The sequence below is a fragment of the Burkholderia humptydooensis genome (assembly GCF_001513745.1).
Classification (GTDB): Bacteria; Pseudomonadota; Gammaproteobacteria; order Burkholderiales; family Burkholderiaceae; genus Burkholderia; species Burkholderia humptydooensis.
Genome location: NZ_CP013382.1, coordinates 2,781,234 through 2,803,264, shown reverse-complemented (window position 1 = coordinate 2,803,264; position 22,031 = coordinate 2,781,234). Strand labels below are relative to the sequence as shown.

General features: G+C 69.0%; 20 protein-coding genes and 2 pseudogenes. 15 read left to right on the top strand and 7 right to left on the bottom strand.

Annotated elements, in window-relative coordinates; translation table 11 throughout:
• Positions 1-1,371, top strand: coding sequence for a dihydrolipoamide acetyltransferase family protein (locus tag AQ610_RS31295; RefSeq protein WP_006028272.1), 1,371 nt, complete (start codon positions 1-3; stop codon positions 1,369-1,371).
• A gap of 4 nt (positions 1,372-1,375) precedes the next feature.
• Positions 1,376-2,776 (top strand): dihydrolipoyl dehydrogenase, encoded by a 1,401-nt coding sequence (gene lpdA, locus AQ610_RS31290; protein ID WP_009916077.1) that lies wholly within the window; start codon positions 1,376-1,378, stop codon positions 2,774-2,776.
• Between the two features lie 78 nt (positions 2,777-2,854).
• Here lpdA and AQ610_RS38285 read toward each other — a convergent pair whose 3' ends face one another.
• Positions 2,855-3,250, bottom strand: a complete 396-nt coding sequence (locus AQ610_RS38285) for a hypothetical protein (RefSeq protein WP_009916074.1) — start codon at positions 3,248-3,250, stop codon at positions 2,855-2,857.
• Between the two features lie 179 nt (positions 3,251-3,429).
• Between AQ610_RS38285 and AQ610_RS31280 the strand changes: the two genes are divergently transcribed.
• The 7 genes from AQ610_RS31280 (at position 3,430) to AQ610_RS31250 (ending at position 11,096) form a co-directional block, all read left to right on the top strand.
• Positions 3,430-4,569 (top strand): autoinducer binding domain-containing protein, encoded by a 1,140-nt coding sequence (locus AQ610_RS31280; protein ID WP_006028270.1) that lies wholly within the window; start codon positions 3,430-3,432, stop codon positions 4,567-4,569.
• A gap of 420 nt (positions 4,570-4,989) precedes the next feature.
• Positions 4,990-5,250: a hypothetical protein gene (locus tag AQ610_RS31275; RefSeq protein WP_043282944.1), complete on the top strand. Its 261-nt coding sequence runs from the start codon at positions 4,990-4,992 to the stop codon at positions 5,248-5,250.
• A complete protein-coding gene (locus AQ610_RS31270; protein WP_006028268.1) occupies positions 5,250-5,930 on the top strand; it encodes a flavin reductase family protein in 681 nt (226 codons plus the stop codon). Before AQ610_RS31275 ends, AQ610_RS31270 begins: the two co-directional genes overlap by 1 nt.
• A gap of 354 nt (positions 5,931-6,284) precedes the next feature.
• On the top strand, positions 6,285-7,538 hold the full coding sequence (locus AQ610_RS31265) for an MFS transporter (protein ID WP_015603460.1): 1,254 nt from the start codon (positions 6,285-6,287) through the stop codon (positions 7,536-7,538).
• 115 nt (positions 7,539-7,653) lie between these two features.
• On the top strand, positions 7,654-8,469 hold the full coding sequence (locus AQ610_RS31260; RefSeq protein ID WP_006028266.1) for a 4'-phosphopantetheinyl transferase family protein: 816 nt from the start codon (positions 7,654-7,656) through the stop codon (positions 8,467-8,469).
• A gap of 260 nt (positions 8,470-8,729) precedes the next feature.
• On the top strand, positions 8,730-10,079 hold the full coding sequence (locus AQ610_RS31255; protein WP_006028265.1) for an LLM class flavin-dependent oxidoreductase: 1,350 nt from the start codon (positions 8,730-8,732) through the stop codon (positions 10,077-10,079).
• A 117-nt stretch (positions 10,080-10,196) separates the two neighbouring features.
• Positions 10,197-11,096: an NAD(P)-dependent oxidoreductase gene (locus tag AQ610_RS31250; RefSeq protein WP_009916072.1), complete on the top strand. Its 900-nt coding sequence runs from the start codon at positions 10,197-10,199 to the stop codon at positions 11,094-11,096.
• Between the two features lie 58 nt (positions 11,097-11,154).
• On the opposite strand, the gene AQ610_RS31245 is transcribed toward AQ610_RS31250, so the two are convergent.
• Complete coding sequence (locus AQ610_RS31245; RefSeq protein WP_006028263.1) at positions 11,155-12,123, bottom strand: sigma-54 interaction domain-containing protein; 969 nt, start codon at positions 12,121-12,123, stop codon at positions 11,155-11,157.
• Positions 12,124-12,476: 353 nt separating this feature from the next.
• Between AQ610_RS31245 and AQ610_RS31240 the strand changes: the two genes are divergently transcribed.
• The gene (locus AQ610_RS31240; protein WP_006028262.1) at positions 12,477-13,847 is read left to right on the top strand and encodes a sigma-54-dependent transcriptional regulator; all 1,371 of its coding nucleotides are present in this window, start codon (positions 12,477-12,479) and stop codon (positions 13,845-13,847) included.
• Between the two features lie 39 nt (positions 13,848-13,886).
• Here AQ610_RS31240 and AQ610_RS31235 read toward each other — a convergent pair.
• Positions 13,887-14,438, bottom strand: a pseudogene (locus AQ610_RS31235) (glycosyltransferase family 2 protein).
• Entirely contained in the window at positions 14,417-14,689 is a 273-nt protein-coding gene (locus tag AQ610_RS31230) for a hypothetical protein (protein WP_006028260.1), read from the bottom strand. Before AQ610_RS31230 ends, AQ610_RS31235 begins: the two are co-directional and overlap by 22 nt.
• 134 nt (positions 14,690-14,823) lie before the next feature.
• Between AQ610_RS31230 and AQ610_RS31225 the strand changes: the two genes are divergently transcribed.
• Positions 14,824-17,121 carry a hybrid sensor histidine kinase/response regulator gene (locus AQ610_RS31225; protein ID WP_006028258.1) on the top strand — a complete coding sequence of 766 codons (2,298 nt, stop codon included), beginning with the start codon at positions 14,824-14,826 and terminating at the stop codon, positions 17,119-17,121.
• On the opposite strand, the gene argC is transcribed toward AQ610_RS31225, so the two are convergent.
• Entirely contained in the window at positions 17,052-18,044 is a 993-nt protein-coding gene (gene argC / locus AQ610_RS31220; protein ID WP_009916070.1) for an N-acetyl-gamma-glutamyl-phosphate reductase, read from the bottom strand. The genes AQ610_RS31225 and argC overlap by 70 nt on opposite strands.
• A 130-nt stretch (positions 18,045-18,174) precedes the next feature.
• Between argC and AQ610_RS31215 the strand changes: the two genes are divergently transcribed.
• Together AQ610_RS31215 and AQ610_RS31210 are read left to right on the top strand one after the other, a co-directional pair.
• Positions 18,175-19,059: a LysR family transcriptional regulator gene (locus AQ610_RS31215; RefSeq protein WP_009916068.1), complete on the top strand. Its 885-nt coding sequence runs from the start codon at positions 18,175-18,177 to the stop codon at positions 19,057-19,059.
• Between the two features lie 330 nt (positions 19,060-19,389).
• Positions 19,390-19,776, top strand: a complete 387-nt coding sequence (locus AQ610_RS31210) for a bleomycin resistance protein (RefSeq protein ID WP_043283027.1) — start codon at positions 19,390-19,392, stop codon at positions 19,774-19,776.
• Positions 19,777-19,866: 90 nt separating this feature from the next.
• Here AQ610_RS31210 and AQ610_RS38540 read toward each other — a convergent pair whose 3' ends face one another.
• Positions 19,867-20,220: a hypothetical protein gene (locus AQ610_RS38540; protein ID WP_009916067.1), complete on the bottom strand. Its 354-nt coding sequence runs from the start codon at positions 20,218-20,220 to the stop codon at positions 19,867-19,869.
• 260 nt (positions 20,221-20,480) lie between these two features.
• On the opposite strand from AQ610_RS38540, the pseudogene AQ610_RS38280 reads away from it, so the two are divergent.
• Positions 20,481-20,829 (top strand): annotated as a pseudogene (locus AQ610_RS38280) (BON domain-containing protein).
• Positions 20,830-20,928: 99 nt separating this feature from the next.
• The gene (locus AQ610_RS31195; RefSeq protein WP_009916065.1) at positions 20,929-21,480 is read left to right on the top strand and encodes a hypothetical protein; all 552 of its coding nucleotides are present in this window, start codon (positions 20,929-20,931) and stop codon (positions 21,478-21,480) included.
• 105 nt (positions 21,481-21,585) lie between these two features.
• Here the strand turns inward: AQ610_RS31195 and AQ610_RS31190 are convergent, their stop codons facing one another.
• On the bottom strand, positions 21,586-21,951 hold the full coding sequence (locus AQ610_RS31190; protein ID WP_015602809.1) for a hypothetical protein: 366 nt from the start codon (positions 21,949-21,951) through the stop codon (positions 21,586-21,588).
• Positions 21,952-22,031 lie beyond the last annotated feature (80 nt).

Here is a 22,031-nt window from a genome sequence, read left to right as displayed (position 1 = left end):
ATGGGCATCCACGTCATCAAGATGCCGGATATCGGCGAAGGGATCGCGGAGGTCGAGCTCGGGCTGTGGCACGTGAAGATCGGCGATCACGTGAAGGAAGACCAGGCGATCGCCGACGTGATGACCGACAAGGCGTCGGTCGAGATTCCGTCGCCCGTCGCGGGCGTCGTCGTCGCGCTGGGCGGCAAGGAAGGCGACGTGCTGCCGGTCGGCAGCGAGCTCGTGCGGCTCGAAGTCGAAGGCGACGGCAATCACAAGGGCGAGCCCGATGGCACGGCGGCGAACGGCGACGCGCGCGGCTCGGCCGCGGCGCGGGAGCGCATTGCCGACGCGGCGCATGCGCATGCGGGCGCGGCAGCCGCGCGAAGCGAGCGCGATGCCGGCGACGACCGCGAAGCGCGGAGCGCCGCGCACGCGGCATCGCCCGCCGCCGCGCAATCCGCCGCGCGCGAGAGCGCCTCGCCGCCGCCGCCCGCACGCCGGCCGGGCGAGCGTCCGCTCGCGTCGCCTGCGGTGCGCAAGCGCGCGTGGGATCTCGGCGTCGAGCTGCGCTACGTGCACGGCACGGGCGAAGCGGGCCGTATCCGGCACGAGGATCTGGACGCCTTCCTGCAAGGCGGCGGCGCGGCCGAGTCGCGCGCGCGCGGCGGCCATGCCGTGTACGCCGAGCGTCACGACGAGGAAGCGGTGCCCGTGATCGGCCTGCGCCGCAAGATCGCGCAGCGGATGCAGGACGCGAAGCGCCGGATTCCGCACTTCAGCTACGTCGAAGAGATCGACGTCACCGAGCTCGAAGCGCTGCGCGCCGAGCTGAACCGCAAGTACGGCGATGCGCGCGGCCGCCTGACGGTGCTGCCGTTCCTCGCGCGTGCGATGGTGATCGCGCTGCGCGATTTCCCGCAGATCAACGCGCGCTACGACGACGAAGCCGGCGTCGTCACGCGTCACGGCGCGGTGCATCTGGGCATCGCCACGCAGAGCAAGGCGGGCCTCACGGTGCCTGTCGTGCGCCATGCGGAGGCGCGCGATCCGTGGGCGATCGCGGCCGAGATCGCACGGCTCGCGGACGCGGTGCGCGCGGGCCGCGCGGAGCGCGACGAGCTGTCGGGCTCGACGATCACGATCACGAGCCTGGGCGCGCTCGGCGGCATCGCGTCGACGCCCGTCATCAATTCGCCCGAAGTCGGCATCGTCGGCGTGAACCGGATCGTCGAGCGGCCGATGTTCCGCGGCGGCGCCGTCGTCGCGCGCAAGCTGATGAACCTGTCTTCGTCGTTCGATCATCGCGTGGTCGACGGCATGGATGCGGCCGAGTTCATCCAGGCCGTGCGCGCGCTGCTCGAGCAACCCGCCCTTCTTTTCGTGGAATGAGCCGATGAGCGACACCAGGACAACAACCCTGCTCGTGATCGGCGGCGGGCCCGGCGGCTATGTCGCCGCGATTCGCGCGGGGCAGCTCGGCGTGCGCACGATCCTCGTCGAGCGCGACAGGCTGGGCGGCACGTGCCTGAACATCGGCTGCATCCCGTCGAAGGCGCTGATTCACGCAGCGGGCGAATTCGACAAGGTGCGCGGTTTCGCCAGCGATTCGCCGCTCGGCATCCGCACCGAGGCGCCCGCGATCGACATCGCGCGCACGGTGGCGTGGAAGGACGGCATCGTGAAGAAGCTGACGGGCGGCGTCGGCGCGCTGCTGAAGAAGAACGGCGTCGAAGTCGTGCACGGCGACGCGCGCGTCGTCGACGGCAAGAACGTCGACGTCGACACGGGCGACGGCGCGCGCGTGCGTATCCAGTGCGAGCATCTGCTGCTCGCCGCGGGCTCCGAGCCCGTCGAGCTGCCGGCGATGCCGTTCGGCGGCAACGTGATCTCGTCGACCGAGGCATTGTCGCCGGGCAGGCTGCCGAAGCGGCTCGTCGTCGTCGGGGCAGGGTACATCGGGCTCGAGCTGGGCATCGCGTACCGCAAGCTCGGCGTCGACGTGACCGTCGTCGAGGCGCGCGAGCGCATCCTGCCGATCTACGATGCGGAGCTGACGAAGCCCGTCGCCGCTTCGCTCAAGCGCCTCGGCGTGCGCGTGCATCTCGGCCACGAGGTGCTCGGACTGAACGCGCGTGGCGATGCGGTGCGCGTGCAGGACGACGCGCACGCGCAAACCGAGCTCGCCGCCGATCAGGTGCTCGTGACGGTCGGCCGCCGTCCGCGCACGCAGGGCTGGGGGCTCGAGACGCTGCAGCTCGACCGCGCGGGCGCCGCGCTGAAGATCGACGACATGTGCCGCACGTCGATGCGCAACGTGTGGGCGATCGGCGATCTGACGGGCGAGCCGATGCTCGCGCATCGCGCGATGGCGCAAGGCGAGATGGTTGCGGAGCTGGTTGCCGGCAAGCGGCGCCATTTCATGCCCGCCGCGATTGCGGCGATCTGCTTCACCGATCCCGAGGTCGTGTCGGCCGGGCTCGCGCCCGACGAAGCCGAGCGCGCGTTCGGCGCATGCCTGAGCGCGTCGTTTCCGTTCGCCGCGAACGGCCGCGCGCTGACGCTCGAAGGCGCGGACGGCTTCGTGCGCGTCGTCGCGCGCCGCGACGATCACGTGATCGTCGGCTGGCAGGCGGTCGGCGTGGGCGTGTCCGAGCTCGCGGCCGCGTTCTCGCAATCGCTCGAAATGGGTGCGCGCCTCGAGGACGTCAGTGGTACGATTCATGCACATCCGACGCTCGGGGAAGCGGTGATGGAAGCCGCACTTCGCGCGCTCGGCCACGCGTTGCACATCTGAAGCACGCATTCGCGATCGCGCGCGCCGCGCGATCGCGTCCGACATCAACGACGCCGGGACGCGTCGCGATCCCGGCCATCAGGCACAGAGGCGAGCGAGGGCGAATGGCGATCTCCAACATCCACTACGACGAAAACTAAGCGGTACGGCGACGTGCCGGACGCGTTCGCGCGTCGCGGGCTGCGCTGGCCGACGCGTTTCGTTCGCCATTCCGGCGCGCGCCGCCGGTGCGCGGCATCGTGCCTCGCGCCGGCGGCGCGCCGCTTGAGCGAACGCAGCCTCTGCCGCGCGCGTCGCGCGCGTTTTCGCATTCGGTGCGCCGTGCCGGCGTACCGGTTCCAGCCCAGATAACGAGGCCCGCCGGGCACGCCGGCGTCCGATTCGCCCGCGCATCGCGCGGGCGTGCCCTTCCTTTTCCCTTTGCTCGACTCCGCTTGACGGCGGCAGCGTCGCTGCCGCGCGACTGATCACCACCGATGGCCGCCGGTGGCCGTGATGCAGGAGCAATTCTTTTCTTTCCCGACTCCGCACGACGCGTTCACGTCACCGTTCGCAATTTGACCTGTCGCCATGAGCCGCCCGGTCGTCGTGCGCTTTGCGGCTGTCGGGCCAAACCGCCATCGCCTTCCCACCCCAACCAATGGATCGGCGTCATGGCTCGACAATCCACCTCTGTTCCTTTCGAACCTTCCTCTTCCGACCTCGCGCGCACGCGCGTCGGCATCGTCGACGGCAAGCGCATCTCGCTCGGCGTGCAGGGCGACGCGTTGCGCGGCTTCGTGCTCGAACGGCGCTGCAAAAGCCCCGGCGAGCCGGTGTCGACGCAGCGCGTCGGCCTGCGCGACCCGGCGGCCGTCGCGGCGTTCGTCGAGCACGACCCTTATGCCGCGCAGCTCGGGATCGACTACCGCGCGTTGCTCGACGTGCATCGCGCAGCAGGCGATGCGGGGCTGCACGGCACGCTCGCTGTGCATGATGCACGGCATGCGCATGCCGCGAACGACGCATCCGGTGCATACCGCCCAGCGGAGCGCGCGGCCGCCGCACCCGCCGCACTTGCCGCACCCGCCGCGCAGCCGGAATTCGCGGTCGAATGCGAGCACGACGGCGCGCTGCTCGCGCTGATGCGATGGATCTGCGCGTCATGCGGTGCGACGCAGTGCTTCTATCACTGGTTCGTCGTCGACGAGGACACGGGCGAGTTCACGACGCACGATCTGCTGATCGGCGGCGCGCCTGCGTGGGCGCAGCGCTACGTGCACCAGCACTGGTATCTGAACGATCCCGCCGTCGCGCACGCGCGCGACAACACGCAGCCGTTGCGCGGCTCGGCGCTTGCCGAATTGCCGTCCGATCACTGGCTGAACCACTACGCGCAGACGCAGGGGCTCGGCAGCAACGTGTTCTTTCCCGCGCATCGCCGCGACGTGTCGACGTTCGGCTTGCTGCACGTCGCGACGCCGCTGTCCGCGCCGCACGGCGAGGACGCGCTGTGGCGCAACCGGCGCGTGCTGCGCGGGCTCGCGAACGAGATGCTCGAATGGCGCGTCGTGCGGCGCCGTCGCGAGCTCGCGCAGGAGCTGTCGCTCGCCGCGCAGGACGTGCTGGCGCTGCGGCTCGTCGCGCGCGGCGGCGGCGCGCGCCACGTCGCCGAGGAATTGCGGCTCGACGAGCGCGCGGTCTATCAGCTCTTCACCGCGATCAACCGCAAGATGGACAGCAAGCACATCAAGAGCAGCGCGACGAAGGCGAAGCGCCTGGGATTGCTTGCCGAAGGCTATATCTCGAAATGAGCGTAAGCATGCTTGCCATATGCCGTAAACGATCTAAGTCATTACGCGGGCGTTTTCCGTTAGCCTGTATCGCACGCATCGGCCGTCACGCGCGATGCGTCGCCGGACGAACGCCGCGCACGCGCGCGGTGCGTCGCGCGGATGCGCCGTCAGGTTGGCCGCTGCATCCATCGGTTCACGATTCAGGTTGAATGCATGACGAAGTGCGTTCGATGCGGGCCCGAACCGCGCCGGACGCCGAGAAACAGAAACGGGCAGATTCGAACGAGAGGCAATTGGACGACGAGGGGCCGGTAGTCGTCGACGAACGGGCGCGCGCATCGGCGCACGGATGCGCGGCCCGCCGTTCGCCCGCCCGCCGGCGCGCGATGTCGCTGAATCGCGACGACAAGCGACGCCTCGCAGCGAGGATTCGATCAGATGGCGACAGACACCGGATTGGCGCGGCGGTTATCGCGTGTTGCGCACGGCGCGGGAAAGCGCGCGCTGTCGATCGTGGCGGCGGGCGCGGGCCGCGCGGGCTATTCGGTCGACGCGCGCATCGCGTCGGCCGGGCCGCTGTACATCGGCGGCGGCTGGTTCCTGATCGGCGGCGGCGCCGCGCGCTCCGGCACATCCGAATTCGCGTTGTTCGACGACCGTTTCGCGGCGACCGCCCGATATCAAAAGGAGGAGACGTAATGGCGAGCCCCTGGACCGAGCGCGCATCGCGCGCCTCAAGCGACGCGCACGCCGCATTCGAGCGGCCGGCGCCCGAGCGCGAACGGCGCGACGCATCGCGCGCCGAGCCGCGCGCATCGACGCCGCATGCACACGCATCGGCGCCGATGCGCGCGGCATCTTCCGCGCCCGCGCCGGATGCGCTCGCGCAGCATTTCAAGGCCGCGATGCGCCGGCTGACGTCGACGGTGTCGATCGTCGCGACGCGCGACGCGTGCGCCCGCTACGGCATGGCGGCGACCGCGGTGAGCGCGCTCACCACCGAGCCGCCCGCGATCCTCGTGTGCATCAATCGCGCGGCGACGCTGCATGCGCCGCTGATGCGCGCGCGCCGGTTCTCGCTGAACCTGCTGCACGAGCGCCAGCTCGACCTGATCGCGCCGTTCAGCGGCAAGCTCGATCACGACGCGCGCTTCGCGCACGGCGAATGGCGCGACGCGCACGGCGTGCCGATGCTCGCCGGCGCGCAGGCGACGCTGTGGTGCGCCGTCGACGGCGATTTCAGCTACGGCAGCCATACGATCGTGATCGGCCGGGTCGATTCGGTGCTGGTTGCCGGGCCCGTCGCGCCGCTGCTGTGGCAGGACGGCGCGCCGTGCGCGGCGCGCGCCCTGACCCCATGCTTGCACGATGCGCAATGACGCCGAGCGGGCGAGGGAATTCCTGCACAAATGCGAAACGCTCATATAGACTCCAATGCGAATCATCCGATGGTTCCATGGCCGCAGCGCGGCGCGCCGACACGCGCCGGATTGTTGCGCTGCAAAGTCTTCGATCGTTCAGACGCTCGCGTGCGGTGCGGGCGCCAAGCGCAATCGTCGCGCGCATCCGAGGGCCGGCGACATGCCGCTTGTCGCGCGACGCGCCATTGCATTCGCGATGGCGTACGCTTGCGGGCGCCGTGCGATCGAGGATGCGACGCCGTATCGACTAAAACGAATCGCGCTGTCCGCGTCGCGCTCGCGCCGTGGATAGCCGCCATAACAGGAGCGGACATGTTTGCACCCGAAACGCATCGACGCGACGGATCCCCACGTTTCTTCAATCCGATGATGATCGCCGTGATCGCCGGCGCGCTCGTGATGAGCGCGGCGATGGGCGTGCGGCAAACCTTCGGCCTTTTCATCGGGCCATTCTCGTTCGACCACGGCTTGCCCGTGACGACGATCGCGTTCGCGATCGCCTTGCACAACCTCGTCTGGGGCGCCGCGCAGCCGTTCGCGGGCGCGGCCGCCGACCGCTACGGTGCCGGGCCGCTCGTCGCGATCGGCGCGGTCGTGTTCGCGCTCGGCCTCGCGATCGCCGCGGTCGTGCCAACGGGCGCGATGCTCGTGCTCGGCATAGGCGTGCTCGTCGGCATCGGGATCAGTTGCACGAGCTTCGGCGTCGTGCTGACCGCGGTCGGCCGCGGCGCGCCGCCCGAAAAGCGCAGCATGGCGATGGGCATCGCGAGCGCGGGCGGCTCGCTCGGCCAGGTCGCGCTCGTGCCGGTCGCGCAGTGGTTCACGTCGCATTCGGGCACGATGGTGGCGCTGTTCGTGCTTGCCGGCTGCATGATCGCGATCGCGCCGCTCGGCGTGCTGCTCGACCGGAACACGCGCGGCAGCCATGCGGTCGTGCACGAGACCGCGGCCGTATCGCTGAAGGACACGCTGTCGTATGCGGTGCGGCATCGCGGCTATTGTCTGCTGACGCTCGGCTTCTTCACCTGCGGATTCCAGCTCGCGTTCATCGGAACGCACTTGCCGAACTATCTGCTGCTCTGCCACATGCCGGTCGGGCTCGGCGCGACCGCGCTCGCGCTGATCGGCCTGTTCAACATGGCGGGCAGTTGGGCGTGCGGCTGGCTCGGCGGGCGCTACCGGCAGCATCACGTGCTCGGCTGGCTGTACCTGATTCGCGGCGCGGCGATCGCGCTGTTCTTCCTCGGGCCGAAGTCCGCTACGTCGGTCGTCGTCTTCGCGGCGATCATGGGGCTCACGTGGCTCGGCACCGTGCCGCTGACGAGCGGGCTCGTCGCGAAGGTGTTCGGCACGCGGCATCTGGGCACGCTGTTCGGCGTGTGCTTCCTGAGCCATCAGATCGGCTCGTTTCTCGGCTCGTGGCTCGGCGGCTACGTGTTCGACGCGACGGGGTCGTACACGCTGATCTGGGCCGCGACGGCGCTCGCCGGGCTGTTCGCGGCGCTGCTGCACTTCCCGATCAACGACGCGCCCGCGCATGGCGGCGCGGCGGTCGCGCGGGCTTGACGCAGGGCGGCGCGCGAGGCGTCGGCGCCGCGAATGCGGACGCAATCGCGCGCGCCGACTCGAACATGGACCCGAATACCCGCGCGAGCGGCTCGCGCACGATACGACGACCCGTATGACGAACGCCTCGACGCCCTTCCCGACGATGAACGCACCGACTGCGCTGCCGCTCGGCGAACGCGACGCGCACGTGTGGTACGCGCGCACCGCTGCCTGCGACACGCCCGCGCTGCGCGAGCGCTATCGCGCGCTGCTGAGCGCCGACGAGCGCGAGCGCCTCGGACGCTTCGCCTTCGATCACCTGAAGCTCGAATATCTCGTGACGCGCGCGTTGTGCCGCACCGTGCTGTCCGCGTATGCCGGCGACGTCGCGCCCGCGCAATGGCGATTTCGCGCGAACGCGCACGGCCGGCCGGAAATCGACGCGGGCGATGCGCGGCCGCCGCTGCGCTTCAATCTGTCGAACGCGCGCAGCATCGTCGCGTGCGTCGTCACGCGCACGGCCGACGCGGGAATCGACGTCGAGGAGCGCGCGCGCAGCAACGATCTCGACGGCATCGCCGCATCGCACTTCTCGGCGCGCGAGCGCGCGGCGTTCTTCGCGCTGCCGCCCGACGAGCGGCGCACGCGCTTCTTCGAGCTGTGGACGTTGAAGGAGGCGTACATCAAGGCGCGCGGCGTCGGGCTGTCGATCGATCTCGGCGAGTTCTCGTTCGCGCTGCCCGCACAGCCCGTGCGCATCGCATTCGATCGGCACGTCGGCGACGACGCGAGCCACTGGCAGTTCGCGTTGCTCGACGTCGGCGCCGAGCATCAGATGGCGCTCGGGATTCGCGACGCGCACGCGGCGGCGCGCCCGTTCGACATCAGGATGCGCGAGATCGTGCCGAACCCGGCCGCGAGCGCGCGCTGCGCGGCCGCGCTCGGCTGAGCGCGCAGCGCGCACCGAAAGCAGGACGGCCGCACCGTACACGGATCGGTCGCGCGAATTTATTTAGTATCGCGAACTGACGGGCGATGTTCGCCCGACGTTCGAGACAGGCGCCATCGCACGACGAAGTCCGGGTTCGTCGGACGACGGCGCCGCGAGGCTGCGACGTGGTGCGCGGCCTTCCCGGGCGCGCGGCCCGAGCGGCGTGACGCGCCGCTGCGTTCGCGCGCGCTGTTTGAACGTTTCGATAGAGCCTTCCCATGACCAGAAAACACATCCATTTCGGCGTCCTGATTCAAGGGGCGGGTGCGAACATGAACGCATGGAAACATCCGAGCGTGCCCCCGGACGCGAGCATCAACTTCGATTTCTACGTCGATCGCGCGCGCCGCGCGGAAAGCGCCGGCATCGCGTTCGCGTTCATCGCGGATTCGGCGTACGTGACGCCGAAGTCGGCGCCGCACTTCCTCAACCGCTTCGAGCCGATCTCGCTGCTGTCCGCGCTCGCGGTCCTCACGTCGAAGATCGGCCTTGTCGGCACGATGTCGTCGTCGTACAGCGAGCCGTACAACGTCGCGCGGCAGTTCGCGTCGCTCGATCTGATCAGCGGCGGGCGCGCGGGCTGGAACGTCGTGACGTCGTCGATCGAGGGCACGGGCAAGAACTACGGCCGCCCGCATCCGGATCACGCGCAGCGCTACGCGATCGCCGAGGAGCATCTCGACGTGGTCCAGGGCCTGTGGGACAGTTGGGACGACGACGCGCTCGTGCGCGATCGCGCGACCGGCCAATTCTTCGATCCGGACAAGCTGCATCGCCTCGATCATCGCGGCCGCTTCTTTTCGGTCGAGGGGCCGCTCAACATCCGCCGCTCGCCGCAAGGGCAGCCGGTGATCTTCCAGGCAGGCTCGTCGGACGACGGCATCGGCTTCGCGGGCCGCTACGCGGATGCGGTGTTCTCGAACGGCAGCACGTTCGACGAAGCGCGCGTGTTCTATCGCCGAGTGAAGGCCGCCGCCGCCGCCGCGGGCCGCGATCCCGATCACGTGAAGGTGTTTCCGGGCATCGGCCCGATCGTCGGCGCAACGCAGGAAGACGCGGATGACAAGTATCGGCAGGTGCGCGACCTGTTGTCGCCGCGCGAGGCGCTCACGTACCTCAGCCATTTCTTCCAGCAGCACGATTTCAGCGTGTATCCGCTCGACGGCCCGTTTCCCGACATCGGCAATCTCGGCAACGACGGCTTCCAGTCGACGACCGAGAACATCAAGCGGCTTGCGCGCGAGCGCAAGCTGACGCTGCGCGAGGTCGCGTACGAAGTGTCGACGCGGCGCTCGAACATCGGTACGTCGGAGGCGTTCATCGGCACGCCGGACAGGGTCGCGGACGAGATGATCCGCTGGGTCGACGAGGGCGCGGCGGACGGCTTCATGCTAGGCCTGCCGGTGACGGGCTTCGGGCTAGACGATTTCGTCGACCGCGTGCTGCCGGTGCTGACCGCGCGCGGCTACTTCGATCCGGTGCGGCGCGGCGCGACGCTGCGCGACCACCTCGGGCTGCCGTACAAGGAGAGTCGCTACGCCCATGACGCACAGGTTGCGGCAATTTAGCTAAACTGGCCGCCGGCGCGGCGCGCATGCCGCCAACCCGGGCGCACGGCCGACTGAAGCGCTCCGATCGCCCGCAACCTGTCGATGGCGCCGCCGCCCGCGTGCGGCGGCGTGCTCATGGAGGCGATCATGAAAGTAGGCTTCGTTGGCATCGGCGTGATGGGGCTGCCGATGGCGCTCAATCTCGCGCGCGCCGGAACCGGGCTCGTCGTGTGGAACCGCACGCGCGAGCGTTGCGAGCCGCTGCGCGCGGCCGGCGCGCAAGTCGTCGATTCGGTGGCCGACGTCTATCGGCACGCGCGCATCGTCATCCTGATGATGGCGACCGACGCCGCGATCGACGCGGTGCTCGGCCGCGGCAAGCCCGCGTTCGCGCGCAACGTCGCACAACATACGATCGTCCAGATGGGGACTGTGTCGGCCGAGTATTCGCGCGGCCTCGAGGCCGACATTCGCGCGGCGGGCGGCCGCTATGTCGAGGCGCCGGTGTCCGGCTCGCGCAAGCCGGCCGAAGCCGGGCGGCTCGTCGCGATGCTGGCGGGCGAGCCGGCCGCCGTCGACGAGGTGCGAGCGCTGCTGGCGCCGATGTGCCACGAGATCGTCGTGACGGGGCCGGTGCCGACCGGCCTGCTGATGAAGCTCGCGATCAACACGTTCCTGATCGCGATGGTGACGGGGCTCGCCGAGGCCACGCACGCGGCGCGCGGCTTCGGGCTCGACATGAAGCAGTTCCAGGCGGCGCTCGACGCGGGGCCGATGGCGAGCAGCGTGTCGCGCGTGAAGATCGACAAGCTCGTCAACGAGGATTTCGACGTTCAGGCGTCGATCACCGACGTGTTCAAGAACAGCCGGCTCGCGACCGAGGCCGCGCACGGCGCGCATCTCGCGGCGCCGCTGCTCGAAGTCTGCTGCGAGCTGTATCGCGAGACCGAGGCGCTCGGGTACGGGCAAGCGGACATGGCGGCCGTCGTGCGCGCGATCGAGGCGCGCAGCGTCGCGCGGTACGCGGGCAGTTGACAACGCGCGTCTCGCCGCGCGATCGCTGCGCGACAGGCGCGCAGCGCGTCCGGCGCATTCATTGCTGCGCGGTTTCTCCATCGTGCTCGCGCATCAGCGCGAGCCGGTTGTACAGCGTTTTCAGGCTGATGCCGAGCGCCTTCGCGGTGCGCGGCTTGTCGCCGTCGAAGTACTTGAGCGACGCGGCGATGAAGCGCTGCTGCGAATGCGCGAGCGTCATGCCGAGCGGCAGCGTCATCGCGTGCTTGCGCACGTCGTCGCGCGGCGCGATCCGCCGCAGGGGCAACTGCTCGATCTGCTCGTCGGAGAGGATGTACGCGCGCTCGATCGCGTTGCGCAGCTCGCGCACGTTGCCGGGCCACGAATAGGTGCGCAGCGTCTTCAGCGCCTGCCCCGACAGCCGCTTGCGCGTGCGGTGCCGGGCGTTGAGCGTGTCGACGAGTTCCTGCGCGATGCCTTCGATGTCGTCCTCGCGATGCCTGAGCGCCGGCACGCGCAGCGCGAACACCGCGAGGCGATAGAACAGGTCTTCGCGAAAGCGTCCTTCCTGCACCGCTTCGGCGGGATCGTGATGGGTCGCCGCGACGACGCGCACGTCGAGCGCGATCGGCTCGCTGCCGCCGACGCGCGTGATGCTGTTCGATTCGAGCGCGCGCAGCAGCTTCACCTGCAGATCGCGCGACATTTCGGCCACTTCGTCGAGAAAGATGGTGCCGCCGCGCGCGGCCTCGAAGAAGCCGATGTGCTGCGCGGCCGCGCCGGTGAAGCTGCCTTTCTCGTGGCCGAACAACTGCGATTCGGCGATGTCGCGCGGGATCGCGCCGCAATTGACCGGAACGAACGGACCGTCGCGGCGCGGGCTCATGTCATGCAGGAGTCTCGCGACGATATCCTTGCCGACCCCGCTTTCACCGACGATCAACACGCTCGCGCGAGTCCCGGCCACTTTCTCGACCTTGTGCAACAGCGCCTGGATCAGACACGAATTGCCTTGCAGCCGTCTGCCGTCACTGCTGGGTTGCGACATGAACCTCTCGCTGAGTGGGATATCCCCGAGGGGCCGCGCGGGCTCGCTCCGGTCGAACGGTGCCGGATGCGCCCGGCGCATGCATTTTTTACACAGAAGAAGCCTAGCGACTATTTTTCAACAATGAATTGAAATTTCCATGTCGACGATGGGACCGGATAGAAATATCCGATAACAGGTTTTGCCGCGGGCGCGTTTTCTATACTGTAACGAGCAACGCGCTTCGTCGCCGCGATCGAATCGTCGATCGCATCGCACATCGGCCGGCATCGTTCGGCTGCCTGATCGGATATGCGCCGGCATGCGGGCTCGTTCGTTGCTTGTGTCGGCGCGCAACGAATGAAGGAGCACGAATGCCCTGCATTCTCATCGTCGAGGACGATGCGGACACACGCGACATGCTGTCCGCGCTCGCCCACACCCAGCAACTTGCCTGTGACACTGCGGCGACGCTGGAGGAAGCGCGCGCGCTGATCGCGGCGCACACGCCGGATCTCGTGCTGTGCGATCTCGTCCTGCCGGACGGCAACGGCATGGATCTGTTCGACGAGCTGCCGAAGGACGCGCATGTCGAGATGGTGTTGACGACGGGGCATGCGAGCCTCGAGACCGCGATCGACGCATTGCGGCGCGGGGCGACCGATTATCTGGTGAAGCCGATCAACGTGCAGCGGCTGAACAGCATCTTCGCGCGCGTGCCGCGCACCGGCGTGCTGCACGAGGAGATCGCCGCGCTGCGCTCCGAGCTGCAGCGGCTCGGCCGCTTCGGCAGGCTGCTCGGCAGCTCGCCCGTGATGCAGGCGATGTACGACGCGATCGGCCGCGTCGCTGGCACCGAGGCGTCCGTGCTGCTGATGGGTGAATCGGGCACCGGCAAGGAGCTTGCCGCGCAGACGATCCACGATCTGAGCCTGCGCCGCAAGGGGCCGTTTCTCGCGGTCAACTGCGGCGCGATCGCGGCGAATCTCGTCGAGAGCGAGATGTTCGGCCACGACCGCGGCAGCTTCACCGGCGCGGACCGTCAGCACAAGGGCTTCTTCGAGCGCGCGGACGGCGGCACGCTGTTCCTCGACGAGATCACCGAGATGCCCGTCGAGTCGCAGGTGAAGCTGTTGCGCGTGCTCGAGACGGGGCGGCTCACGCGGCTCGGCTCCGCGCGCGAGATCGATGTCGACGTGCGGATCGTCGCCGCGACGAACCTCGACACGGAAGCGGCGATGGCGGACGGCAAGCTGCGCCCGGACCTGTATCACCGGATCAACGTGTTTCCGATCACGCTGCCGCCGCTGCGCGCGCGCGGCGACGACATTCCGATGCTCGCCGAGGCGTTCCTGCGGCAGCTCGGCGAAGAGAGCGGGCGCAAGATGCGCTTCTCGCCGTCCGCGCTCGCCGCGCTCGCCGAATACGACTGGCCGGGCAACGTGCGCGAGCTGCGCAACTTCGTGCAGCGCGCGTGCATTTTCAACGACGGCGACGTGATCGACACGCTGCCGCCGCCGATCATGGACGAAGTGGCGAGCGAGCCGGGCGGCGGGGGCGATTCGGTGACGGTGCCGTTCGGCACGACGCTCGAGGAAGTCGACAGACGGATCATCCTCGGCACGCTCGCGCAGTGCGGCGGCGTGAAGACGCACGCGGCCGACGTGCTCGACATCAGCCTGAAGACGATCTACAACCGGCTCGCGCAACGCGAAGAAGAGGAGGACGACAAGGCGAAGCGATGACGATGCGCGCGCCGTACACCGCACGCGATGCCGACGCCGCTACCGTTGCTGTCGCCGCGCCTGCCGGCGCGCGATGCGCTCGGTGGCCTCGACGACGCGCCGCATCGCGTCGACGCGCATCGGAATCGGCCGGCGTTCGCGCAGCGTCCACGGCAGGCCGGCGAGCGTGCGCCGCCAGCCGCGCAGGCCGGATCTTCGCGGCGCTCGACGTCGACGAGCACGCGCGCGGTCAGCGCGCCGATGCGCGGATGGCGGTCGAAGAGCTGCGCGGCGAGCGTGAGCGAGCCGGACGCCCACCATGTGTCGTCGTTGCAGAACGCGATGTACGGCGTGCGCGCCCGCCGCGCCGAGATTGCGCGGCGCGCGCACGAGCGTCGCGCACGGGAAGCGCCGGCGCACCATCGCCGCGGTGCCGTCGTTCGACGCGTTGTCGACGACGATGATCGCGGGCCGTTCGGGCAGCCGCGCGAGACGCGCGAGCGTGCGCGCGAGCTCGTGCTCGCGACGGTGCGTGAGCACGATCGCGGTGATGCGCGGCTCGCGCGTCGGCACGACGACGCGCGCGGGCGTTACGCAGACATGGTCTCGCATTGGAGCCGCCGGCAGGTTTCGGGAGCATGGAGGTCGACGAGCGCATGAGCGGCGAAGAGGGCAACCTGGCTCGCATACGCACGCATCGTTTCGGCTTGGGCCGGCGGACTCGCTCGTGCGCCGACGATCGGCGCGGCGGGCCGCTCGACGGCGCTCGCGAGCGCCGCCAGCGCGAGCGACCGGCCGCAGCCGAACACGCCGCCGTCGAGATGCGGCGGCGAGATGACGAGCCGGCGGTGTGTCGATGTCATGGTCCGCGAGCCTCCTCGATGCGGCGCGCGTGGATGCGCGGCTTGTCCGCCAGGGTCCGCAAATTCCGTGCCGTCGGCTGGCGCAGGGCATCGCGGGCGGGCCGCGCGCGCATGCGCGGGCAGGAGAGGACGTAATGGCGAGATTTGTACGGAGACACGCAAGAAATTACGCGACGGTCGCGGGCTTCATCGCGATCGCGACGCTGCTGCAGGCGGCGCTCGTGCGCGCCGGCGGCGCCGACATGCCGCTCGCGCTGTATTTCCCGTTCATCGCGGCCGCCGTGTGGGCGACGTCGCTCGCGGGCGGAATCGGTGCGACCGCCGCGAGCGCCGTGCTGATCTGGGTGATGTTTCTGTCCGACACGCTCGCGTATCCGGGGCCGTTGTCGGCGCGCATCGTGCAGCTCGCGACGTTCGTGATCGTCAATTGCGCGATCTGCGCGATCGTCGCGGCGCTCAAGGGCTCGCGCCGCATGAACGAGGCGCTGCGCCGCCGCGAGGCGCTCGCGCGCCGGTACTACGAGGCGCTGCTGCAATCGCTGACGCAGGGCGTCGTCGTCAGCGACCGGCGCGGGGTGATCACGTACATGAATCCGGCCGCGGCCACGCTGATCGGCTGCGATGCGACGGCCGTGCGCGGCCTGCCGTTTCGCGGCGTGTTCCGCGCGTACGACGGGCACGGAGCGCGCGTGCGCGCGACCGCGCTCGACCGCGTGCTGAGGAGCGGCGCGAGCGCGACCGTCGACGGGCACTGGCTCATGCCGCACGATGGCCAGCGCGTGCCGATCGCGGAAGTCGCGTCGCCGCTCGTCGATGCGGCGGGCGGCATGACAGGCGCGGTGCTGATCGTGCGCGACGTGAGCGTCGATCGCGAGCGCGTGGCTGCGAGCCAGATGCTGCGGCGGCTCGTCGAGGCGTCGCCCGATGCGATCGTCGGCGTCGGCGCGAACCGCCGCATCACGAGCTGGAACCCGGCCGCGTGCCGGATGTTCGGCTACGACGAGCAGGCGGCGCTCGGCCGCGACGTCGCGATGCTGATCGCGCCGCGCTGGCTGCGCCGTCATCCGCTGCCCGCATCGGTGCCCGGCGTGCGCGAGCCGATCGAGAACGTCGACGTGCTGTGCATGCGGCAGGACGGCTCGCGGCTGCGCGCGACGCTGTCGGCGTCGCCCGTGCTCGACGATCGCGACGCATGCGTCGCGCTGTCGCTGACGCTGCGCGATACGGGCGGGCAGCGCCGGCGCGAGCGGCGCGCGCATCGCTCGCTGCGCGGCGCGCGCGATGCACGCCGGCAGGCCGATACGTCGAACCGGCTGAAGGACGAACTGCTCGCGACCGTGTCGCACGAGCTGCGCACGCCGCTGAACGTGATCTATGGCTGGATCGAGGTGCTGCGCAACCCGGTCGACGGCGCGCTGCAGCAGCAGGCGATCGACGCGATCGACCGCAGCGCGCGGTCGCTCGCGCGGATGGTCGGCGACATCCTCGACGCATCGTCGCTCGCGACGGGCAAGCTGCGGCTCGACGCGATGCCGGTCGATCTCGTGCGGATCGTCAACGACGTGACGGGCGCGCTCGGCACGGCCGCGCAGGCCGACGGGATCGAGCTGGCGGTCGAATGCGCGCTCGACACGTGCATCGTGTCCGGCGACGGCGAGCGCTTGCGGCAGATGCTGTCGAACCTGCTGTCGAACGCCTTCAAGTTCACGCCGCGCGGCGGCCGCGTGACGGTGTCGCTCGAGCGCACCGGCTCGCAGGCGAAGCTGACGGTTGCCGATACGGGCCAGGGCATCTCGCCCGAGTTCCTGCCGCACGTGTTCGAGGCGTTCCGGCGCGCGGAAGGCGCGCCCGCGTCGTCGCGGCGCGGGCTCGGCCTCGGGCTGTCGATCGTGCGGCACATCGTGGAGCTGCACGGCGGCAAGGTTGGCGCCGCGAGCGCCGGCAAGAACCGCGGCACGACGTTCGCGGTCACGCTGCCCGCCGGCTGGCAGCCGATCGGCGCGCTCGCGTGGGCGGTGCAAATGGAGCGCGGCGCGCGGATGACGCTCGACGCGCAGCGGGTCCTGCTCGTCGACGACGACGCGACGTCGCGCGCGAGCCTGGCCGCCGCGCTGAAGACGCTCGGCGCGGAGGTGATCGTTGCGTCGTCGGGGCGCGAGGCGATCGCGAAGGCGGACGCGCTGCGGCCGACCGTCGTGCTGTCCGATCTCGCGATGCCGGACGGCGACGGCTTCTGGCTGCTCGACGCGCTGCGCCACGCGAATGCGCACGCGCACGCGGCGAACGACGCGCCGGTGCTCGCCGTCACCGCGCATGCGGGGCGCGAGGACGAGCGGCGCGTGCTCGCGGCGGGCTTCGACGGCTATCTGTGCAAGCCGGTCGACCTGCAGACGCTCGCGCGCGCGATCCTGCGCGCGACGGGGAGCGGTTGACGCGTGAGCATGAGGTTCAGGTTCTGAACCGCAGCTCCGGAGGAGCCTTTGCCAAGATTATCGAAAACCGCGGACAGCAGGACGTGCCCGTGCTCCACGTCATGAAATACGCTCAAGTGCATGTCGTTCGTACCGTTCAGCACTTGCGGGTCCAGGTGTTTCAAGGCGCGCGATTCGTGCAGCGGCAAGACTCGTACGTGAGTTACCTCGGCATAGTGGCGTGCGAGGCATGCGTGCAACGTGGCGCCATCCACGCCGGGCGCCAGCAGCCGCAACGCCAGCGGCACCGTCAGCACGATGCCCTGGCGGAACGCTCCATACGCGGGGACGAAAATGGGACGCTGCGCAAGCCAGGCGTGCTGCTGAATCTCCGGCGCGTGCTTGTGCGCGAGTTCCAGGCCATAGACCTGGTATGAAGGCGCGTTGGCGGCTCCCGGCCCCTCATGCTCCTCCACGCCGGCACGCCCGCGTCCGGAGTAGCCGGATACCGCATGAATGCTGATCGGGTAATTGTCCGGTATGAGCCCGGCCTGCACCAACGGACGCAGCAGGCCAACCGCGCCGGTCGGATAGCAACCAGGATTGGTGACCCGACATGCGTTCGCAATTTGCTCAGCCTGCCCCGGCGCCATTTCCGGAAAACCGTAAGTCCAGTCCGGCTGCGTGCGGTGGGCGGAGCTTGCGTCGATAACTCGGACGGCAGGATTGACAATGGCGTCCACTGCCTCGCGCGCGGCGGCATCCGGCAAACAGAGGATGGCGATGTCGCAGGCGTTGATGGCTTCCGCGCGACGCCGCGAATCTTTGCGCTCCGCAGCGGCAAGTGTGAACAGTCTGATGTCGGTCCGGTTGCGCAGCCGGTCGTGGATTTGCAGCCCGGTGGTGCCTTGGTCGCCGTCGATGAAAACTACGGGAGAGCTCATACGTGGATGACTCCGCTGACTGTGGGTGGTAACAGGTAAAAAGAGCCTCCTATGTTGCGCGGACGGCTAGAATAGAGAAAGTTGAATTTCATAACGCAAACATTCAGTTTTTCTGAATCTGGACGCCGTCATGCGAGAGATCAGCCTGGACCGCTTGCGCACTCTGGTCGCCGTTACCGACCGTGGTTCATTTGCCGATGCGGCGCGTGCGTTGCACCTGGCGCCGCCAACGGTCAGCCTCCACATCGCCGAACTCGAAGACCGCATTGGGGCTCCACTCCTGTTACGCAAGCGCGGACAGGTGGGGCCGACGTCTATAGGCGAGGTGCTGGTGGAGCGCGCGCGCCGACTGCTGGCCGACGCGGAGCAGGCGTTAGACGATATTCAACGTCAAGTGGAGGGGCTCGAAGGGCGTGCGCGTCTCGGCGCGTCCACGGGCGTGATCGCGCACCTGCTGCCGCAAGCGCTCGAGGTCCTGCGCGAGCACCATCCCGCCATCGACATTCAGATTGCAGTGCTTACTTCGCAAGAAACCCTGTCCCGGCTGGTGGATGGAACGCTGGATGTCGGGCTGGTCGCGCTGCCGCAGCCCCCGGTGGCGGGACTCGTGATAAAGCCTTGGCGCCGCGACCCTGTGATGGCCTTTGTGCCGGCGCATTGGCGGTGTCCGGCCCGCGTTACCCCTGAATGGCTCGCCGCCCAACCTCTCATTCTCAATGACGCGACCACGCGTCTCTCGCGTCTGGCTGCGGAGTGGTTCGCGACCGGAGGGCACCATCCTGCGCCGCGCATTCAGCTCAACTACAACGACGCGATCAAGAGTCTGGTCGCGGCAGGTTACGGCGCAGCGCTGTTGCCCTATGAGGCCACTACGCCATTACCCGACAGGCGCATTGTCATGCGTCCGCTGCGCCCAGCGTTGTGGCGACGGCTCGGTATTGCACATCGTGCGGGGCACGTTGAGCGTTCCACGCAACACGTACTTGATGTGTTGTGGAATTTGCGATTGGCGTAGGTGTTGCCATTTGCCGCTTAGGTTCCCTTTCGCTGAAACAGTAGCCTTGTTGCATGCCACGACGAACGAATGGCCGGTTTGTAGAAATTTGACTGACCGAATTGGGTCGATTCGAGCCGGTCGCGAACCGCTGGGGTGACAACTGCCGGAGGCGGCCAAGAGCGGCCGGTCGACACAGGTCGCTGAATCGGTAACAATCAGCCGATGGTTTCGCTGGTTCTGGGGGCACTTTGATTCTGGAATTATGCATGTGCCGTCACGTATGCGCGATTTGCACAGCGGTCATACGTGTGCGGCGGCTGACTTCCGACCAGTATGAAAAAGGACATCATGGCTGAAAACGAACTGGCGTTTGGCAAAGCAATTCCCGTTCTCGCGTCGCTCGACATTGTGCGAACGCTGAAATTTTTCAATGAGGTGCTGGGGTTCCGAACGCGGCATCTCCACGACTTCTCGTATGGAATGGCCGCACGGGGTGACGTTGAAATCCATTTCTGGTTATGCGACGACAAGCGAATCGCGGAAAACACCTCGTGCTACGTCCGTGTCGACGACATCTACGCACTTCACGCGGAACTGAAGCCGAAGATGCCGACATTGCAGGACGTCGCGCAAAGGGCCTGGGGGATGGCAGAACTCTACGTGATCGACCCCGACGGCAACCTGATCAAGTTCGGCCAGTCGATCGATGACAAGCGAGCGTTGCGCAACTCCTGACACTTGCGCGCCGTCGCTGCGGCGGCACCGAATTCCCGACTGCGCCGTTGAACGGTTGATTCGAATGGCCGTTATCGGAAATCGCGAATGTCAGTTTCGGGTCAGTAAGCGCCATCCACGGAAATCCACGGCGAACCAGAAATCAACGGTAGTCGACCACGGGCAATGAGCGACGACCGTCGCGGATTGGCGATCGCCGAGCGTCGGCCATAGGGCGCCGGCGCTTCGCGTCGCCGTCCAATCGCCCGACGTGCGATGTGCCGTCTGCCGCCGGATGAACTGGCTGACGTAGCGACCGTCGCCGCAAGCCTGTCGGCGCGTCGCGCGCTCTCGTGCGAGCCGATTCGCGACGTTCGCGACAGGGATGTCCCGCCCACCCGCGTCGACGCCGCCGATGACGCGCAACGGCGATGCGGGCTCACTGCTCAGCGCGATTTTCTGCATGGCGATGGCTCCCGTGACCGCAGGCGCGAATGTGACCTTTGCCGGATGGGAACGCAACGAACGCAACGCGCATGCCCATTTGCGTTGCGCGCAAAGACGCGCGAACACGGCCGCAAAAGTTGTAACGGCTTGCCGAAAAGCACGGCGGCTCGCGCGTCGCGCGCGAGCCCATGTCGGGCGCGTTCCGCAGGCGGTGGCACACCGCTTGCGGCACCGTGAGGCACCCGGCCGCCGCGCCGATTCGACAACAGGGGCTGACGATGAACGACATGCAATTCCACGTACCGCGATACATGCAACCGCATTCGCCCCATCATGCCGCGAATCGCTTCGGCCGCTTCGCCACGGCCGGTCTGATCACGCTCGCGGCCGCATGCCTCGCGCTGCCGCAGGCCGCCGCCGCGGGCGATCGCGACGAAGGTGAAGGCCGCGCTGCTCGCGACGAACGATCTGTCGTCCGGCGACATTCACGTGACGACGCGGCGCGGCGCGGTCCAGCTCGCGGGCACGGTGCCCGACGAGCGGCAGCGCACGCTCGCCGTCGACGTGACGAAGCAGGTGGACGGCGTGAAGAACGTGCGCGACAAGCTGACGGTGCGGCCGAAATAACCGGCCCGTTGGCAGGGGGGCAGTCATGCAATGCACGCTGGCGCCGATCGGCGAGCAGGCGGCCGTGATCATCGGCGCGACGGGCGGCATGGGTCTCGTATGGCGATGATCGTGGCGGGCCGGTTCACGACGTTCGAGCAGGCGGAGGCGGGCGCGCGGCATCTGTATGCGCGCGACTTCGGGCCGGACGACGTATCGATGTTCTTTCTGAATCCGAGCGGGCAGCACGCGAAGTTTCCGATCGGCGGCGACGTCTACGCGGATTCCGCTGCGCGGCCGGGCGGCCCGGGCGCCGCCTATGGCGCGGCACTCGGCGCGATCGTCGGGCTCGTCGTGGGCTTCGTCGTCCACGGGCTCGGCTGGCGCTACTGGGTCGTATGGCTGGCCTCCGCGCTCGTCGGCTGCTACATCGGCGCGCTCGGCGGCGCGCTGCGCCGGATGCAGGGCCGCCAGATCGAGGGGCTCGGCACGCTCAGGCAAAGCGATACCGGCGTGATGCTCGCCGCGCACGTGACGGGCGAGACGGCGGGCGCGGTCGAGGCGGTGCTGCGCGCGAGCGGCGCGGCGAACGTCGAGCGCGTCGACGGCGATTGGCGCGACGGCGAATGGGCCGACTTCGATCCGGCGCGGCTCGACGTGCCGCCGCGATAGCGCAGCCCGTGCGTCGCCCGAACGCGTCGAGCTCGCGCCCGAGCCAGTACCGGTGCGCGTCGATTTCCCGCAGCGCGGCTCTCTCGAGCACGCGCCGCGCTCCGCTTACGCCGGCGCCCGGCGGCGCCGGGCCACGCGCGCATGCTCGTCGCGCGCGCGGACGTCGTCGCCCGCATAGCCGAGCAGCGTCGCCCATGCGGTGTCGAGCCATTGCGCGAGATCGACGCCGAACGTGCGCCGTACTTCGTCCTCGGCGGTATAGGCGAGCACGCGCAGGCTCGCGACGCCGAGCCCCGTCAGCGCATCGTCGTCGAAGTCCGCGCGCTGCGCCGGCGCGGCCCCGCTGACGAGCGCCGCGATCGCGCGGGCCGCGTCGCCCGCGTCTGCGTCGGCGTCCGCGCGCGCGTCGGCAAGCGCCGGCAGCAGCAGCGCGAGCACGCACGCCACGCTCGCGCACGTTTTGAGGGCCATGAACCGTCTCCGCGAAAGCGATGGACTGACGCCGCAAGCGCCGTGCCCGCATCGGGTCCGTCCGTTGCTGCCGCGCGGGA

Excerpts from the sequence above, each read along its gene's own strand:
- AQ610_RS31190 (WP_015602809.1), bottom strand. The coding sequence starts at position 21,951 with ATGGCCCTCAAAACGTGCGCGAGCGTGGCGTGCGTGCTCGCGCTGCTG.
- AQ610_RS31225 (WP_006028258.1), top strand. The coding sequence starts at position 14,824 with ATGGCGAGATTTGTACGGAGACACGCAAGAAATTACGCGACGGTCGCG.
- AQ610_RS31265 (WP_015603460.1), top strand. The coding sequence starts at position 6,285 with ATGTTTGCACCCGAAACGCATCGACGCGACGGATCCCCACGTTTCTTC.
- AQ610_RS31280 (WP_006028270.1), top strand. The coding sequence starts at position 3,430 with ATGGCTCGACAATCCACCTCTGTTCCTTTCGAACCTTCCTCTTCCGAC.
- AQ610_RS31210 (WP_043283027.1), top strand. The coding sequence starts at position 19,390 with ATGGCTGAAAACGAACTGGCGTTTGGCAAAGCAATTCCCGTTCTCGCG.
- AQ610_RS31260 (WP_006028266.1), top strand. The coding sequence starts at position 7,654 with ATGACGAACGCCTCGACGCCCTTCCCGACGATGAACGCACCGACTGCG.
- AQ610_RS31295 (WP_006028272.1), top strand. The coding sequence starts at position 1 with ATGGGCATCCACGTCATCAAGATGCCGGATATCGGCGAAGGGATCGCG.
- AQ610_RS31245 (WP_006028263.1), bottom strand. The coding sequence starts at position 12,123 with ATGTCGCAACCCAGCAGTGACGGCAGACGGCTGCAAGGCAATTCGTGT.
- AQ610_RS31240 (WP_006028262.1), top strand. The coding sequence starts at position 12,477 with ATGCCCTGCATTCTCATCGTCGAGGACGATGCGGACACACGCGACATG.
- AQ610_RS31195 (WP_009916065.1), top strand. The coding sequence starts at position 20,929 with ATGGCGATGATCGTGGCGGGCCGGTTCACGACGTTCGAGCAGGCGGAG.
- AQ610_RS38540 (WP_009916067.1), bottom strand. The coding sequence starts at position 20,220 with ATGCAGAAAATCGCGCTGAGCAGTGAGCCCGCATCGCCGTTGCGCGTC.
- AQ610_RS31215 (WP_009916068.1), top strand. The coding sequence starts at position 18,175 with ATGCGAGAGATCAGCCTGGACCGCTTGCGCACTCTGGTCGCCGTTACC.
- AQ610_RS31270 (WP_006028268.1), top strand. The coding sequence starts at position 5,250 with ATGGCGAGCCCCTGGACCGAGCGCGCATCGCGCGCCTCAAGCGACGCG.
- lpdA (WP_009916077.1), top strand. The coding sequence starts at position 1,376 with ATGAGCGACACCAGGACAACAACCCTGCTCGTGATCGGCGGCGGGCCC.
- AQ610_RS31250 (WP_009916072.1), top strand. The coding sequence starts at position 10,197 with ATGGAGGCGATCATGAAAGTAGGCTTCGTTGGCATCGGCGTGATGGGG.
- argC (WP_009916070.1), bottom strand. The coding sequence starts at position 18,044 with ATGAGCTCTCCCGTAGTTTTCATCGACGGCGACCAAGGCACCACCGGG.
- AQ610_RS31275 (WP_043282944.1), top strand. The coding sequence starts at position 4,990 with ATGGCGACAGACACCGGATTGGCGCGGCGGTTATCGCGTGTTGCGCAC.
- AQ610_RS31255 (WP_006028265.1), top strand. The coding sequence starts at position 8,730 with ATGACCAGAAAACACATCCATTTCGGCGTCCTGATTCAAGGGGCGGGT.
- AQ610_RS31230 (WP_006028260.1), bottom strand. The coding sequence starts at position 14,689 with ATGACATCGACACACCGCCGGCTCGTCATCTCGCCGCCGCATCTCGAC.